The sequence below is a fragment of the Paenibacillus sp. BC26 genome (assembly GCF_900116125.1).
Classification (GTDB): domain Bacteria; phylum Bacillota; class Bacilli; order Paenibacillales; family Paenibacillaceae; genus Paenibacillus_Z; species Paenibacillus_Z lignilyticus.
The window spans coordinates 1,569,841-1,586,528 of the sequence record NZ_FPAD01000001.1; the positions used below are offsets into that span (position 1 = coordinate 1,569,841).

Annotated in this window: 16 protein-coding genes; 15 read left to right on the forward strand and 1 reads right to left on the reverse strand. The window is 50.5% G+C overall.

The features are described from left to right. Nucleotides 1-78: 78 nt before the first annotated feature. The 14 genes from BM412_RS06645 to spoVM all read left to right on the forward strand — a co-directional run bounded on the left by BM412_RS06645 (nucleotide 79) and on the right by spoVM (nucleotide 15,740). Nucleotides 79-405, forward strand: coding sequence for an ArsR/SmtB family transcription factor (locus tag BM412_RS06645; protein ID WP_091215456.1), 327 nt, complete (start codon nucleotides 79-81; stop codon nucleotides 403-405). 170 nt (nucleotides 406-575) lie between these two features. Then, nucleotides 576-2,327: a SulP family inorganic anion transporter gene (locus BM412_RS06650; RefSeq protein ID WP_091220245.1), complete on the forward strand. Its 1,752-nt coding sequence runs from the start codon at nucleotides 576-578 to the stop codon at nucleotides 2,325-2,327. 455 nt (nucleotides 2,328-2,782) lie between these two features. After that, on the forward strand, nucleotides 2,783-4,009 hold the full coding sequence (coaBC, locus tag BM412_RS06655) for a bifunctional phosphopantothenoylcysteine decarboxylase/phosphopantothenate--cysteine ligase CoaBC (protein ID WP_091215459.1): 1,227 nt from the start codon (nucleotides 2,783-2,785) through the stop codon (nucleotides 4,007-4,009). Then, nucleotides 4,006-6,543 (forward strand): primosomal protein N', encoded by a 2,538-nt coding sequence (gene priA / locus BM412_RS06660; RefSeq protein ID WP_091215461.1) that lies wholly within the window; start codon nucleotides 4,006-4,008, stop codon nucleotides 6,541-6,543. The genes coaBC and priA overlap by 4 nt, the downstream gene beginning before the upstream one ends. A 29-nt stretch (nucleotides 6,544-6,572) precedes the next feature. Continuing rightward, nucleotides 6,573-7,061, forward strand: a complete 489-nt coding sequence (def, locus tag BM412_RS06665; protein WP_091215464.1) for a peptide deformylase — start codon at nucleotides 6,573-6,575, stop codon at nucleotides 7,059-7,061. Further along, nucleotides 7,062-8,006 (forward strand): methionyl-tRNA formyltransferase, encoded by a 945-nt coding sequence (gene fmt, locus BM412_RS06670; RefSeq protein WP_091215465.1) that lies wholly within the window; start codon nucleotides 7,062-7,064, stop codon nucleotides 8,004-8,006. Continuing rightward, nucleotides 8,003-9,496 carry a 16S rRNA (cytosine(967)-C(5))-methyltransferase RsmB gene (rsmB, locus tag BM412_RS06675; RefSeq protein WP_091215468.1) on the forward strand — a complete coding sequence of 498 codons (1,494 nt, stop codon included), beginning with the start codon at nucleotides 8,003-8,005 and terminating at the stop codon, nucleotides 9,494-9,496. The genes fmt and rsmB overlap by 4 nt, the downstream gene beginning before the upstream one ends. A gap of 135 nt (nucleotides 9,497-9,631) precedes the next feature. Continuing rightward, nucleotides 9,632-10,678, forward strand: a complete 1,047-nt coding sequence (gene rlmN, locus BM412_RS06680; RefSeq protein WP_091215471.1) for a dual-specificity RNA methyltransferase RlmN — start codon at nucleotides 9,632-9,634, stop codon at nucleotides 10,676-10,678. A gap of 6 nt (nucleotides 10,679-10,684) precedes the next feature. Beyond that, nucleotides 10,685-11,440: a Stp1/IreP family PP2C-type Ser/Thr phosphatase gene (locus BM412_RS06685; RefSeq protein WP_091215474.1), complete on the forward strand. Its 756-nt coding sequence runs from the start codon at nucleotides 10,685-10,687 to the stop codon at nucleotides 11,438-11,440. A gap of 5 nt (nucleotides 11,441-11,445) precedes the next feature. Then, a complete protein-coding gene (gene pknB / locus BM412_RS06690; RefSeq protein ID WP_091215476.1) occupies nucleotides 11,446-13,578 on the forward strand; it encodes a Stk1 family PASTA domain-containing Ser/Thr kinase in 2,133 nt (710 codons plus the stop codon). Beyond that, nucleotides 13,544-14,497 carry a ribosome small subunit-dependent GTPase A gene (rsgA, locus tag BM412_RS06695; RefSeq protein ID WP_091215479.1) on the forward strand — a complete coding sequence of 318 codons (954 nt, stop codon included), beginning with the start codon at nucleotides 13,544-13,546 and terminating at the stop codon, nucleotides 14,495-14,497. Before pknB ends, rsgA begins: the two co-directional genes overlap by 35 nt. A 1-nt stretch (nucleotide 14,498) precedes the next feature. Further along, nucleotides 14,499-15,143 carry a ribulose-phosphate 3-epimerase gene (rpe, locus tag BM412_RS06700; RefSeq protein ID WP_091215481.1) on the forward strand — a complete coding sequence of 215 codons (645 nt, stop codon included), beginning with the start codon at nucleotides 14,499-14,501 and terminating at the stop codon, nucleotides 15,141-15,143. 14 nt (nucleotides 15,144-15,157) lie between these two features. Then, complete coding sequence (locus BM412_RS06705; RefSeq protein ID WP_091215484.1) at nucleotides 15,158-15,427, forward strand: hypothetical protein; 270 nt, start codon at nucleotides 15,158-15,160, stop codon at nucleotides 15,425-15,427. Between the two features lie 232 nt (nucleotides 15,428-15,659). After that, the gene (gene spoVM / locus BM412_RS06710) at nucleotides 15,660-15,740 is read left to right on the forward strand and encodes a stage V sporulation protein SpoVM (RefSeq protein WP_010345573.1); all 81 of its coding nucleotides are present in this window, start codon (nucleotides 15,660-15,662) and stop codon (nucleotides 15,738-15,740) included. A 148-nt stretch (nucleotides 15,741-15,888) separates the two neighbouring features. Here the strand turns inward: spoVM and rpmB are convergent, their stop codons facing one another. After that, the gene (rpmB, locus tag BM412_RS06715; RefSeq protein ID WP_091215486.1) at nucleotides 15,889-16,077 is read right to left on the reverse strand and encodes a 50S ribosomal protein L28; all 189 of its coding nucleotides are present in this window, start codon (nucleotides 16,075-16,077) and stop codon (nucleotides 15,889-15,891) included. 222 nt (nucleotides 16,078-16,299) lie between these two features. On the opposite strand from rpmB, the gene BM412_RS06720 reads away from it, so the two are divergent. Continuing rightward, a complete protein-coding gene (locus BM412_RS06720) occupies nucleotides 16,300-16,659 on the forward strand; it encodes an Asp23/Gls24 family envelope stress response protein (protein ID WP_090978269.1) in 360 nt (119 codons plus the stop codon). The last annotated feature ends 29 nt before the right edge of the window (nucleotides 16,660-16,688 follow it).

Here is a 16,688-nt window from a genome sequence, read left to right on the forward strand (position 1 = left end):
AGCTTCATTTTAAACGTTTGCGGAAGTGTGCTATTATAATCATATCTTCAGAAGCTTAATGATTAAGGGGCAAATGCCATGAACCAGATCCAACAATTCAAAGCCGAGTTTTTCAAGGCTCTCGCTCATCCGATGCGAATTCGAATTCTTGAAGTTCTATGCGAAGGCGACAGAAACGTAAATGAGCTACAAAGTATATTAGGGTCTGAAGGTTCAGCAGTATCTCAACAGCTGGCGGTACTTCGAAATAAAAATGTCGTATACGGCTTAAAAGAAGGAACAACAGTCATTTATTCATTACGAGATCCCTTAATCAAAGACTTATTATCCGTAGCAAGACAAATCTTCGATAATCATCTCGTCGATGCGATTTCGCTTCTGGAAGACATTCGGAAAGAGTCATAAAGAAAAAGAATTAGGGTATCTAGGTGAAAACTATGGATGGCCTTTTTTTATATTTGGAGAGGGTTCCTCGGGAATGAAATCCCGTTCTTTCGTGTTGACACCTTTTAAATCCAGGAGTATCATTCTCTATATATTCAAATAATCAAATATTCAAAAAGAAGGTGACTCGGATAAAATGGACGGGAAGATTTGAAGGGTATCATTCATCCGCGTTCAGTAAAGATCTCGTCTCCGGGCTGATTGTAGGGGTTATCGCCATTCCGTTAGGAATGGCATTTGCTATTGCTTCCGGTGTTAAACCCGAATATGGGATCTATACGACTATTGTTGCCGGTATTTTAATTTCTTTATTTGGCGGCTCCAAATTCCAAATTGGCGGACCGACAGGTGCTTTTATCCCCATCCTGTTTGCAATCGTCATGCAGTACGGCTACGAAAATCTTTTGATCGCCGGTTTTCTCGCAGGTATTATTCTTGTTGTGATGGGGGTATTGAATTTTGGAAAATTAATCAAATTCATCCCCCGTCCCGTTACAATCGGATTTACTGCTGGAATTGCGGTAATTATCTTCAGCGGGCAGATCGCAAGCTTCTTAGGTCTCAAAGATATTGAAAAACATGAAAATTTCTTGCCCAATATGAGGGAAATTATTACACACTTATCGACTTTAAACATCTATAGCCTCTTGACTGCAGGAGTAGGCTTGATCGTCATGATCGCAGCTCCGAAATTATTACCTAAAGTGCCGAGTTCTTTAGTTGGGCTTATCATTTCCAGTGTCGTGGCTGCCCTGTTCTTCAACGGAAGCGTCGCTACAATCGGATCCACCTATGGCGCCATACCTAGTGCATTACCTCATTTTCACTTCCCTGAAATTACATGGGCTCAGATCGAAACACTCATTAGACCTGCTATTATCATTGCACTTCTAGGGGGCATTGAATCTCTGTTATCTGCCGTAGTGGCTGATGGGATGACGGGCAGCCGCCATAACAGCAATCGTGAACTGATTGGCCAAGGAATAGCCAATATGGTGACACCCTTGTTCGGCGGGATACCGGTCACTGGAGCGATTGCACGTACTGCGACAAATATTAAGAGCGGCGCAATGTCACCGATGTCGGGGGTCATACATGGCATCGTCGTTTTTTTTGTTCTTATCCTGCTTGCTCCCTATGCATCACGTATCCCTCTTGCAAGCATGGCTCCCATCCTGATGCTGGTAGCTTGGAACATGAGTGAGCGCAAGAAGTTCATTCAGATTCTAAGAACAAGAACTGCCGACTCTATCGTATTGTTAATCACATTCTCTTTGACCGTGTTTACAAACCTGACAACTGCAGTCGAAGTGGGACTTGTATTGGCAATTATTTTATTTGTCAAACAGATGAGCGAGATGTTGACCGTTACAAAAGTACTGCCCGATCCAACGATTAACCATGAAAAGGTAAAAGCTTACATGGTGACAGCAGAACACGACTGCCCGCAAATCAGCATACTCTCGATTGACGGCTCCTTATTTTTTGGGACTGCAAGTATGTTTGAGAAATCAGTTATGGATGCCATCCGATTACATTCTAAAATTGTATTGCTACGTATGGGTAAGATGCCATTCATGGATACAACAGGAGAGTCGCATCTCACGGCCCTATTGAAGCATTCTGAGAAGAGCGGCGGCATCATTTTGATATCGGGAATCCAGTCGCAGCCCTTGGAGTTGCTGAGAAAAACAGGATTGATTGATCGTATTGGGAACGATCATAGGTTTGAACATACAGGCGATGCGATCGATTATGCGCTAACCCAGCTCAATACTAACAAATGCCTGGGCTGTAAACATTTCGCTTTCCGTGAATGTACTGCCTTATCGAATGCAGATCCATCGGATGTACCTACGCAGATCGAAGTGCAGATGAATTGATCAGGGGACTCCTAAAAGACCGACGCTATTATAGTGCCGGTCTATTTTTATTCCCATTTCCTGTTAATCTGTTGCTCGTGCGAAAACAGAAACACGAACGATAGGCTGCTCGGTTACCATATAGCGATACTACGATGTAATCTATTGGAGTTGTTTTGTCGGACTGTGAAGGTATGGTAACATTATGTATACACTAAAACATTTTGATCCAATTTTTCTTACTCATTCTGGGTCAAGAAGTGCTAGTTATCGAAAGCAATATGTTTTGGGCGATTGCATTATTTTTCTATGTGGTTATGATGGTAAATAGCATGTTTCAAAAGTTTATCGTCAATTTCACATCAATTAGACTTTTCCATCATAAAAACCGTATAAACACTAGGCTTTCATCGGGTTGATTCGCATTTCAGGATTTATCAATCCATGATGCTACAGCGTAAGAGGAGTGATCATAGGTGCTGAAAGGGAAAACAATTGTACTTGGCATCTCCGGCGGAATCGCGGCCTATAAAGCGGCGACCGTGTGCAGCAGATTGGTGCAAGCGGGTGCGAATGTGCGAGTCATCATGACGGAATCGGCAACGAAGTTCATTGCGCCGCTTACGCTTCAAACCTTGTCGCGGCATACCGTATATACGGATACCTTTGACGAATTCGATCCATCGGTCGTCGCGCATATCAACGTGGCGGACAGTGCGGATTTGGTCGTGATCGCGCCGGCTACAGCCAACATATTAGCGAAAATGGCGCATGGCATCGGCGATGACATGCTGAGCACGACGCTTCTGGCAACGACAGCGCCGATTCTTATCGCTCCCGCTATGAACGTCCATATGTACGATCATCCTGCTGTCGCACATAATATGGCGCTGCTCGCGGAACGCGGAGCACGCTTCGTGGAGCCGGGAACCGGTTTACTTGCATGCGGCTATGTAGGCAAAGGCCGTCTCGCGGAGCCGGAAGATATCGTACACGCGGTTAAGCAGTGGTTCGAGCAGAGCCAAGATTTAGCTGGCAAGGAAGTCATCGTTACGGCCGGCGGAACCGTGGAACGTCTGGATCCGGTACGCTTCTTGACCAATGACTCCTCCGGGAAAATGGGCTTTGCTCTTGCGGAAGCCGCAGCGAATCGTGGAGCGAACGTCACGCTCATCGCAGCTCGTACAAGCGCAGAGCCCATACAAGGCGTGAACATCGTCCACATTGAATCGGCGGAGCACATGCTGCAGGCAGTGCTGGAGCGATATGATTCCGCTGATTTGGTCATTAAAGCGGCGGCAGTCGCAGATTATCGGCCGGTTGCACGGGCGAATCACAAAATCAAGAAAAGCGATGAGAAGCTCGTCATCGAGCTGGAGCGGACGACGGACATCCTAAAGACGCTCGGCGAGAAGAAGAAACATCAATTTCTGGTTGGCTTTGCAGCCGAGACCGAACAAGTGGCGCATTACGCGATGGATAAGCTGGTTCGCAAGCATTGCGATCTGATCGTTGCAAACGATGTATCGCAAGAAGGCGCAGGCTTCAACGTGGATACGAATATCGTGCAGCTGTTCGGTGAGGAAGGGCTTGTGGAAGCGATGCCGATGCTTCGCAAACGTGAAGTGGCCGACCGCTTGATGAGCATCATTACACAGCGGATGCAAGCCAAAGCTGCAGCGGCCAAGGGGGCCGCCGAATGATTGCCAAAGTCATCGTAGATGTGCCGAGCCGCGCGACGGATCGGCCTTTTGACTATACGATACCCGCCGGTCTGATTGGTTGGGTGGAGATTGGCAGCCGAGTAGGTGTCCCGTTCGGAGGACGTGTATTGCAAGGTTTCGTAATTGGACTCGCCGATTATGCGGATGTCGACGTAAGCAAGCTGAAGCCGATTGCCGAGCTATTAGACCACGTCCCGCCTTTATCACCTGACTTAGTAGAGCTGGCACAATGGATTAGCGAGAAGTATTTCTGCGCGCTTACCACCGCACTTCAAGTGATGATTCCTGCAGCGCTCAAAGGGAAAGCCGACTCCGTCGTGACGATCTCAGAGGAAGAACAGGAGTATTCTTGGCTTCATGCGGGTGAAGGCGATGCTCCATGGCTTGCGTTTATTCGTGCCGGCGGCGGACCGGTTCGCATGGCAGCGCTGCAGGAACGTTTCCCGGATGACGCAGCCGCGATCAAGCAGGCGATTAAACTGGGGATTTTGACGGAGCAGGTTTCAATTAAGGATCGGTTGTCCGTTCGTAAAGTGCTGACGGTATATCCACCGGATAATGAAGCATTGGCTCAAGAAGCGTTAGCGAATTACTCTGCCCGTGCTGCCAAACAGCAAGAGGTGCTTCGCTACATGCTGGAGAACCCTGAACCGATTACGATGTCAGCGCTGGTGGAGACGCTGTCGACGACATCCGGCACCATTCGCGCAGTTGCAGATAAAGGCTTGATTACACTGCGGGAAGTCGAAACGCAGCGCGATCCGTACGCAGGACGGAATTTCAAACGTACTGAGCCGCTTCCGTTAACGGAAGGCCAGCAGGCCGTTTATGAAGAAATCGCGGAAGCGCTGGATGCGGAGGCGTCACGCGTATTTCTGCTCCATGGTGTTACGGGCAGCGGCAAAACAGAAGTGTATTTGCAAACGATCGAGCGCTGCTTGCAATACGAACGGCAGGCGATCGTGCTCGTTCCGGAAATCGCCCTCACACCGCAAATGGTGGAGCGCTTCAAAGGACGTTTCGGCGATTCGGTTGCCGTCTTACATAGCCGCCTATCTAACGGGGAGCGTTACGATGAATGGCGGAAAATTCGCGAAGGCCGCGCACAAGTTGCGGTCGGTGCGAGATCGGCCGTATTCGCTCCGTTCCAGCGAGTAGGCTTAATTATTATTGACGAAGAACATGAGTCTTCCTATAAGCAAGAGGAAAGTCCGAAGTATCATGCGCGGGATGTTGCGGTAAGACGTGCCAGGCAGCATGGTGCTGCGGTTGTATTGGGATCTGCAACCCCTTCATTGGAAAGCTTCGCAGCCGCTTCAAGAATATTAACAGCGACTTCAGCATCCTCCACATCAGATGATAGCGCTAAGTCATCAGGCGGAGCTGCACTTCTGCCTATGCCTCACCGGGTCGGCAATCGCCCGATGCCCAAGGTTCATCTGATTGATATGCGAGACGAACTCAAAGCAGGGAACCGCTCCATGTTCAGCCGGCAGCTCCATGAGGCGCTGCTCGATCGCTTGGAGAAAGGCGAACAGTCGGTGCTGCTTCTCAACCGCAGAGGCTACTCGACCTTTGTTATGTGCCGCTCATGCGGTTATACGGCGCAATGCCCGCATTGCGACATTTCGCTCACCTTCCATCAGAAGTCGCGCGTGATGCGCTGTCACTATTGCGGTCATGCCGAACAGGCGCCTGAGAAATGCCCGACTTGCGAAAGCGAGCATATACGTTTCTTCGGAACGGGTACGCAGCGGGTGGAAGAGGAACTGGCCAAGCTGTTTCCCGGCATTCGCGTCATTCGGATGGATGTGGATACGACGACCGAGAAAGGCTCCCATGAGAAATGGCTGACCATGTTTGGCGAGCGCAAAGCAGATGTGCTGCTCGGCACTCAAATGGTAGCCAAGGGGCTTGATTTTCCATACGTTACTTTAGTAGGCGTAATTGCCGCAGATACATCGCTGCACTTGCCTGATTTCCGCGCCGCGGAGAAAACGTTCCAGCTGCTGACGCAGGTTGCGGGCCGTGCCGGGCGGCATGAACTGCTTGGCGAAGTTATCGTGCAGACGTACAATCCGGAGCATTATGCGATCGTTTCTGCCCAACATCATGATTATGCCGCATTCGTGCAGGAGGAGCTGAAGCATCGTCGCTTCATGTCGTATCCGCCATTTTGCAGGCTAATTGTCGTGACCTTATCGGATGAACAGCTGACCCTTCTCATTACGGCAGGCGATAAACTCGCATCCACACTGCGACAGCTGGCCTATGAGTCCGGCGTGAAAGGCTGGATCGATAGCGACGGCAGCCGTTTTATTGATATTTTGGGGCCGGTGGCATCTCCCATTCCGCGTATGAAAGATCGCTATCGTTTTCAATGTATGATAAAATATCGTGGAAACGTTGGGGCCATCGACCTGTTGAAGCAGGCGATCAGCATGATATCGGGACCTCAGGGTCAACCGCCGGTACAGATCAGCGTTGATGTAGATCCGCAAGTGATATTATAAGTACAATTTTATAATAGGAGGTCATAAGATTGGCTATTCGACTGATTGTTCAAGATCCGGATCCGGTATTGCGCGAGCGCGCGGCAGCGGTGACCAAATTTAATGCGAATTTGCATAAATTGCTTCGCGATATGGCGGAGACGATGTACGACGCGGACGGGGTAGGTCTGGCTGCGCCGCAGGTAGGCATCTCCAAACGCGTGATCGTTGTTGATGTTGGGGATGATCACGGCTTAATTGAAATGGTCAACCCGGAGATCATCGAGTCTGAAGGCGAACAGCTTGGACCAGAGGGCTGCCTTAGCATTGCCAAAATCAGCGGTGACGTTAACCGCGCACAGCGCATTAAACTAAGAGGGCAGGATCGCAACGGCATAACGTTTGAGATGGAAGCGACCGATTTTTTGGCGCGCGCTTTTCAGCATGAGGTCGACCATTTGAATGGCGTATTGTTTACGGATATCGCGGTTTCGATCTACGATACGGCGAGCCGTCCTCCCCGAAATGAGAGTGAATAGATGCGAATCGTATTTATGGGAACGCCTGAGTTTGCCGTTCCATCTTTAGAGGCTATTCTTGCCGCAGGACATACCGTAGAGCTGGTGGTCACACAGCCTGATCGCCCGAAAGGTCGCAAAAAAACGCTGACGCCGCCTCCGGTTAAGGAAGCGGCTCTTCTTCGCGGCCTGCCTGTCGCACAGCCGGAACGCCTGCGCGGATCCGATACCGTGCAGAAAATTGCCGAGCTGCAGCCGGATCTTATCGTTACTGCGGCATACGGACAGATTTTACCGAAAGCCGTGCTGGAAGTACCGCGACTCGGCTGCATTAATGTTCACGGCTCCTTGCTGCCGCGTTACCGCGGCGGCGCTCCGATCCAGCGCTCCATTATCAATGGCGAGCGCGTGACCGGCGTGACCATTATGTATATGGCAGAAGGATTGGATACCGGCGACATGATCAGCGTTGTTGAGGTTCCGATTGCGGAAGATGATACTTCAGGCACGCTGTTTGAGAAATTAACGGAAGCCGGTGCGAAGCTGCTGGCCGAAACATTGCCGGCTATCGAAGCCGGTACGGCGAACCGGATCGTACAAAATCATGATGAAGCTACATATGCGCCAAATCTGTCGCGTGAGGATGAACGGATCGACTGGAGCCGAGAGGCAGGCCAGATTTATAATCAGGTTCGCGGACTTTCCCCGATGGCAGGCGGTTTTACGATGTGGAATGGAGAGCCGTTCAAGGTGTGGGGCTGCCGAGCAGTCGATCGCAGCCATGATACAGCAGCGCCAGGAACGGTTACGAACCTGTCCGATATGGGTATCCTTGTCCAAACAGGCAAAGGATCACTGCTATTGACGAATATTCAACCTGCCGGGAAGAAAGCAATGGATGCCGTGGAATGGCTGAAAGGTGCAAGGCTTGAAGCAGGCACCTTGTTCGGCGGTGGCGAAGCATGAGCAGCGGACCGAACAATCGCGGTAAAGGGTCCGGAGGCGTCGCAACCGGGCAAGGACGGAACGGCAAGAAACCAAACGGTGCAGCTAACGGTGTGAAACAGCAGAAACAACAGCAGCAGCCAAGACGTAAGACGGCGCGCGAGGTTGCGCTTGATACGCTTGTGAAGGTGGCAGAAGCCGGAGCGTACAGCAACTTGCAGCTCAATCGTGCGCTTCAGGACGCACAGCTGTCGCGGCAAGATGCCGGGCTGGCAACGGAGCTGGTATACGGCACCATACAGCATCAGCGTCTGCTCGATGACAGGCTGAACATCCTTGTAACGAAAGGATTCAACAAGCTGACACCTTGGGTGCTCGTATTGCTTCGCATGAGCGCATACCAATTGCTGCTGCTTGATCGGATACCGGCGCATGCTGCCGTGAACGAAGCGGTGACCATTGCGAAGCGGCGCGGCCATAGCGGGATTTCGGGCATGGTCAATGGCGTGCTCCGTAATTTGGAGCGCAGCTTGCCCGAGCTGAAAGAGCCGATTGAAAATGCGAATCCGGTCAAACGGATCGGCATTACGCATTCGTACCCGGATTGGCTCGTCAAACGCTGGATCGACAGCTATGGCGAGACTGTAGCGGAGCAAATTTGCGCATCCGGCAATGAACCGCCTCACAGCAGCTTGCGCGTGAACCCATTGCGCTTATCTCGTGACAAAGCAATCGGCCTTCTCACGGACAATGGGTACGACGCTGTTGCATCGAAGCTCTCTGATGCGGCGGTCATCGTTAACGGCGGCGGAAACCTTGCTCAGTCAGAGGGGTATCAGTCCGGACTCTGGACACTCCAAGACGAGAGCTCGATGCTTGTTGCTGAAGTGTGCGCGCCGGCGCCGGGTATGAAGGTACTGGATTGCTGCGCAGCCCCCGGAGGCAAGACGACGCATCTGGCGGAGCTGATGGAGGATCGCGGACACGTATTCGCGAACGACGTTCATCCGCACAAGAAGCAGCTCATTGAAGAGCAAGCCGCGCGCCTCGGACTGAACGCGGTAGAAGCGATTACCGGTGATGCTTTGGAGCTTGCTTCACGCTTCGAGCCGCAAAGCTTCGATCTGGTATTGCTGGATGCGCCATGCTCCGGCTTCGGTGTCATCAGACGCAAGCCGGAAATCAAATGGACGAAGAGCGAAGCGGATGTTCAGGCGATAGCTGAATTGCAGACGGAACTGCTTCAGGTAGCGGCCAAGCTCGTAAAGCCGGGCGGTACGCTCGTGTACAGTACGTGCACGATAGAACGGGAAGAGAATGAAGGGCAAATCGAGAAGTTTCTCGCGAATCAGCCTGCGTATCAACTCGATGCTGATTGGTCTTCCCGCATTCTGCAGCCGCTTAAAGAAGGTCATGTAATAGATGAAAGCTTCAGTGGCATGGTTCAGCTGCTGCCGCAGCAGTTTGGCAGCGACGGGTTTTTCATTGCTCGTTTGAAGCGGGTTCAATAAACCTTTACAAACCGTAAAAAACGCCCATGACAGCATCAAGTGGCCTGTTATGGGCGTTTGTGGTAAAATAATCAGGGGCACTCTTATCAAGAGGGCTCAGCACATATTTTGATAAAAGAAACAGGTGTAAAATCGATGAAACCGTTCATCTACGACTATACGTTAGAACAATTGCAAGACTGGATGAAAGAGAATGGCGAGCCCGCTTTCCGCGGCACGCAGCTGTTTGAGTGGCTTTATGCGAAACGAGTGAAGAGCTTTGAAGAGATGAGCAACCTCTCGAAGGGTCTCCGCCAGAAGCTGGAGGAGCAATTTGCATTCGTCACGTTAACCGAGATTACGAAATTCGAATCGAAGGACGGTACGGTGAAGTTCCTATTCGGTCTGCATGACAATCATGCGATCGAAACGGTTATTATGCGTCATAACTATGGAAACAGCATCTGCGTGACGACGCAAGTCGGCTGCCGGATCGGCTGCACGTTCTGTGCTTCGACGCTTGGCGGTCTGAAACGCAACCTAACCGCCGGTGAAATCGTGGCGCAGGTAGTCGTGGCTCAGCAAATGCTTGACGCGACGAAAGAACGCGTATCGAGCATCGTCATCATGGGTTCCGGCGAGCCGTTCGAGAACTATGATGCGACTATGACGTTCCTTCGCAACATGATTCACGAGAAAGGGCTGAATATCGGCCAGCGTCACATTACGGTTTCGACAAGCGGCATCGTGCCAAGCATGTACAAATTCGCCGAAGAGAATACGCAGATCAATTTGGCGATTTCCATTCATGCGCCTAACGATAAGCTCCGTTCGAAGCTGATGCCGGTTAACCGCCGCTTCCCGTTCGAAGAAGTGATGGAAGCTTGCCGCTACTATATCGCTAAGACCGGCCGCCGAATCACATTTGAGTATGCTTTGATAGGCAGCGTGAATGACCAAAGCGAACATGCTCAAGAGCTGGCGGACGTTCTGAAAGGCATGCTTTGCCACGTGAATTTGATTCCGGTCAATCACGTACCGGAGCGCGACTATGTGCGGACCCCGCGCGAGCAGATTTTCGAGTTCCACCGCATATTGGAGAAGAACAATATCAATGCCACCATCCGCAGAGAACAAGGTCATGACATTGCAGCAGCTTGCGGACAACTACGTGCTAAACATATGGAGTCTACGGCGGGGTGATGAGTTGTGAAAATCGCTTATCGGAGCGATGTTGGGCGTATTCGATCCATTAATGAAGACACGGCTTGGTCGGACTCTTATGAGTTCGGCCTGACCGTGGCCATAGTTGCCGATGGCATGGGCGGTCACAAAGCAGGTGAAGTGGCAAGCCAATTGGCGGTAGATACCTTCCGGGAGGCGCTCCAGGGCGTTTCTGCTGCGCTGTCTTTGGAAGAGCGTAAGCTGCTGATGAGCCAGGCTATTCTGCAAGCGAACGAAGTTGTTTTTGACATGGCGTCCAATAACGAGCAATTTCATAATATGGGAACTACAGTAGTTGCCGCACTTATACAAGACGATAACGGAGTCATCGGTCATATCGGGGACAGCCGGGTTTACAAATGGAGAGAAGGCGTACTGACTCAGCTGACTGAAGATCATACGCTTGTTCAAGAACTGGTGAAATCGGGTCAGATCACGCTTGAGGAAGCGGCGGTCCATCCGAGAAGGAATGTCATTACGCGTGCACTCGGCACAGATGAAGAGGTTGAAGTAGATATCATTTGCACGTCCTGGCGAGCCGGTGATTTGCTTATGTTATGCAGCGATGGTCTGACGACTATGGCGAGTACTTCGGCAATCATCGAGACATTAGGGCAGGATGATCTCAATTTGGATCAAAAAGCAGATCGGCTCGTTCAGCTGGCACTGGAAGCCGGCGGAGACGACAATATTACAGTAGTGCTGCTGCATCATGCCGAAGACACAGAGCTCGAGGGGTGATCGACATGATAGGACATGAATTAGGCGGAAGATATGAAATTATTACGCGCATCGGCGGAGGCGGCATGGCGCTTGTTTATAAAGCCCATGATATCCTGCTCAATCGCAATGTTGCGGTTAAAGTGCTGCGTCAGCAGTTCGTGCATGATGAGGAGTTTATTCGTCGCTTCAGACGCGAGGCGCAATCGGCAGCTTCTTTGTCGCATTCCAATGTCGTAAGCATCTATGATGTCGGACAAGAAGATGATACGCATTATATCGTGATGGAGTATGTCGAAGGCAACAATCTTAATGAGATTATAAAAGAACGCGCACCTTTGCAAACGGAGGAAGCCGTTCGTATAGCCATTCAAATTTGCGATGCACTTGAACACGCGCATTATAATCAAATCATTCATCGTGATATCAAACCACATAATATACTCATCGGCAAGAATGGCCGCGTGAAAGTAACCGATTTCGGCATTGCACGCGCGGTAACCTCTTCGACAATTACCCAAACCGGTTCTGTGGTGGGCTCCGTTCATTATTTCTCACCGGAACATGCGAAGGGTGTCGTAACCGGCGAGAAGTCCGACTTGTATTCGCTTGGAATCGTACTGTACCAAATGGTGACGGGGAAGCTGCCTTTCTTAGGTGAGAGCCCGATCAGCGTAGCGCTGAAGCATTTGCAAGAAACGTTCGCCGAGCCAAGAACAATGAACCCGTACATACCGCAAAGTGTAGAGAATGTCATTTTGCGCGCGATGCGGAAGAATCCGGCTGAACGCTATGCATCCGCCAAGGAGATGCTCCTCGATCTGGAAACTTGCTTGCAGCCGGAGCGATTGAAAGAGCCGAAGGTTACATTCGCGAATTCGGATTTTGACGAGACCCGTGTCATGCCCGCCATTCGCGGCAGCATTGCCGATAAGATGACCGACACGATATCGAGTGTAAGAACCGAGCAGAATGGCGCGCCGATTGAGAAAGCGAAAATATCAGCCGATCAGTCAGATCAGGATCGTTGGAATTCAAGCGGTCTTGAAGAGGAGCCTCGCAAACGCAGATGGGTCAAGCCTGTCGTGACGGTGGCTTCAACGTTGATTATCATTGCTCTTGTTTATTGGGGGGCCATGACCGTTTTAAGCTGGTTCGATATTGAAGAAGTAGATGTGCCGTATGTGGTCAATATGACGGAAACGGAAGCCCGAACCACGCTTGAAGGTGCCGGTCTTAAAGTGGAAGAGCCCTCGATTTATACCGATAAAGAAGGGGTTGAGAAGGACATCGTCTATGAGCAATCGAAACCGAATCAACGGGTGAAGGTAGGCTCATTCATAAAGCTGTACGTTAGTAAAGGGCCGAAGCTGGCGACTGCCAGCAGCTACACGGGCAAGTCCTATGAAGATACGGTCGCGGCGCTGGTTGCGCTGGGCGTAGCCCAAGACAGTATTTCCAAGGATGAAATCTTCAGCGATGAGACGCCTGGTACTGTTTTGGAACAGAGCCCTGAGGTAGGCGCCGAATTTGATCCGAAGACGGTGAAATTCAACCTAACGGTCAGCCAAGGGAAAGAAACGTTCCCTATGCCGAAACTGATCGATAAGTCGGAGAAAGATGCAATTGCGCTTATCAAGTCCAAAGGTCTTAAAATTAACGAGGCCGATATCGTGCGTGAACCAAGCTACAAAGAGAAAGGAACCGTTATCGCACAGTATCCTTTCGATCCCGAGGCACCTGTATCCGAGGGAGCCGATATCACACTCACGGTTAGCTCCGGATTGCCGGAGGAAGCGATCGAATATACGTTCAATATCGTCATTTCACCGGCGGTGGCCGGCAAGACGAGCGAAATTCGCATTACGTATACCGATGCCCGCGGTGAGAATATTGAGTGGGGTAAACGGAAAATTAAAGATACCCAGTCCTTCCCGGTTAAGGTCGTGCTTGATCCGAACACGGAAGCGATGGTTACCATTTACCGAGACAATCAATTTACCGACACCTTCTCCAAAACGTATGAAGATGTAAAATCAGGTGAAACCGGGGCGCCGGAAACGGTCCCAGGCACTGAAACGCCGCCGGCAGATCAGCCGGCGCAAACTGAGGAGAATCCGACTGATGGCAATACGACCACAAACGAGACCGTCCAATAACAAGACCGATTTGACAGGAAGGATCGTCAAGGCGTTGAGCGGCTATTATTATGTAAGGCCGATCGATGCCGCCTCCGATGTAGAGCCGATCCAGTGCAGAGCCCGCGGCATCTTCAAGAAACGCGGCGAATCACCGCTCGTTGGTGATGTTGTCGAATATGAAGAGACGGAGAACGGCGAGGGAGCCGTAAACCGAATTCTGCCGCGCAGCTCGGAGCTGATTCGGCCGCCTGTTGTGAATATTGATCTTGCCGTACTGGTCTTCTCGGTGACGGAGCCGGCGCTGAACTTGCAGCTTCTTGATAAGTTTCTTGTTCATATTGAGCATGCCGGCATCCAAGCGGTACTCTGCCTTAGCAAGCAGGATCTCGCTGAGGACGGCGAGGATTCAGAAGAAGCACGTACTGCCATGAGCGACGTGCTTCGCATTTATCAGCCGATCGGCTACGAGGTGCTGGTGACGAGCTCAAGGCAAGGCGAGGGAACTCCGGCACTGTCAGAGCGCCTGCAAGGCCATCTGGCGGTGTTCGCCGGTCAATCGGGTGTTGGGAAGTCTTCGCTGCTCAATGCGCTCGTACCCGGTCTCACGCTCGAGACAAACGCGATCAGCAACCGACTTGGCCGCGGTAAACATACCACCCGTCATGTAGAGCTTGTCGATATTGGCGGCGGTTATGTTGCTGATACACCGGGCTTTAGTCAGCTTGATTTTGCCGAGCTTGGCATCGAAGAATTAGGTACTTGTTTCAGGGAGATGCGCGAGCTTTCTTCAGGATGCAAATTCCGAGGCTGCACACATATCCATGAACCGGAATGCGCGGTGCTGGAAGCGCTGGAGCGCGGGGAAATCGCGCCCAGCCGCCATAGCAATTACGTGCTGTTCATGGAGGAAATGAAAGAGAAAAAGCGGAGGTACTGAAATGTCTATCATAGCACCATCGATATTGTCGGCTAATTTTGCGACACTTGCAGACGAAATCAAAGACGTGGAGCGTGCCGGAGCGGATTGGATTCATATTGATGTCATGGACGGCCATTTCGTCCCGACACTGACCTTTGGACCCCTTGTCATTAGCGCTGTTCGTCCAGCCACTAAGCTTGTTTTTGACGTGCATCTGATGATCGAGCGTCCGGAACTGCACATTTCGTCTTATGTGGCAGCAGGAGCTGATCGTATTACGGTACACGCCGAGGCATGCGTTCATTTGCACCGTGTTATTCACCAAATCAAAGAAGCCGGATTGCCTGTCGGCGTTGCGCTGAATCCGGCCACGCCGATTAACGTGTTGGAGAACGTGCTGGACGATCTGGATATGGTGTTAATTATGACCGTAAACCCGGGCTTCGGGGGACAGCAGTTCATTCCTCAATCACTGCAGAAGATCCGCCAGCTGCGCGGGCTGCTTGAATCACGCGGTCTTGGAGATATGCTCATCCAGGTCGATGGCGGTATTAATGCAACGACTGCGAAGCTTGTCAGAGAAGCGGGTGCTGATGTGTTCGTTGCCGGCAATGCCGTATTCACTGAACAGGATCGCGCAGCTGCTATTTCAGCACTGCGTTAGGAGGACGACTAAAGATGCCCGATTGGTTAAAGAAAGGTCTGCTATGCACGCTGTTTAGTCTGGGCTGCGGACTGATGCTGGCGATATTTCCAAATGTAAAAACCGGCGTCAATTTTCTGTTCTCCATTCTTGCACTGGTTATTGCAATCTTCTATTTTAAGCGGTTTACATCATTGCGGTCGCGAATCGTATTTGGTGTGATGTCGTTGCTATTCTTTCTGTTCTTTACCATTGTGATTGCCGTTGTGCTTTACGCTAGGGCGCATCCAATGACTACTACCTAGGTCAGGCGGATGACCCCTTGTTTGGAATAGGACAATCATAGATCGCATAGGATGGTTACATGAACGAACGTTCTTGTAGCCTTTTTTATTTGTCTGATGAAGGCTGAGAGGACCGTTACGGATGTTTATTCAGCATACGAAGAACGTTTTGCTCACGCACACGCACACGCAAAACTAGAGCTTATGCTTATGAACGGTTTTGCTGACGCAAAACTCTTAGGAGGGGTGGAGCATGAAATTTTACACGATCAAGCTGCCGAAGTTTTTGGGTGGCTTCGTGAAGGCGATTCTGAATACGTTCCAAAAGAACTAGCGGCTGTCATGCAGGCAGAAGTCGCCTAAGGAACGGTTCGACATGCAGCATCCTGAGCACAGAGCACAGCATTTGGTCCCTCCTGTGCCTAGACATGCAAAAAAGCACCTGATTGAATCAGGTGCTTTTTGTCCATGGCTTAATGCCGTTATACACGAGTCACTTTGCCGGCTTTCAGAGCACGAGTGCTGACATAAACGCGTTTTGGTTTACCGTCAACAAGAATTCTAACTTTTTGAACGTTAACGCCCCAAGTGCGGCGAGTTTTGTTGTTAGCGTGCGAAACATGATTGCCTACCCCTGGACCTTTGCCCGTAATGAAACATTTGCGAGACATGGAATACACCTCCCTTGAAGATTCACTGCAAATAAACAGACTCCAATATAATAACATAACAAATCACATTCATCAAGCATTTGAAGTTTCCTTATCTGAGGTATATAAAGCGCTTAAAATGCAGAAAATGGTCGTAAAATGGGCATTGGGCTTCAAAATCGTCATTATTTATAGTACAATGTTATTTAGTCCATAATAATAACGGTGAAGGAGTGGTTTTCCATGCCCCTGCAGATTAATTCGGATTTAGGCAATGTTTTCATAACCGACCATGTTATCTCCGTTCTTGCCGGCTCAGCGGCACTGGATTGTTATGGACTGGTAGGTATGGCTTCAAGAAAGCAGCTGAAAGACGGCATTGCCGAGCTGCTTGGTCGAGATAATTTATCGCGCGGTGTTGAAGTCCACCGAGAGAACGACTACTTACACATTGATTTGTACATCATCGTTAGCTACGGCACAAAAATTTCCGAGGTCGCACATAATATTCAGTCGAAAGTGAAATATGTGATGAATGAGGTCATCGGCGTCAAGGTAGACGTCATCAATATTTTTGTCCAAGGCGTACGGGTATCTCGGTAGGAAGGGGTAATACGTTTGATTAAACGCTT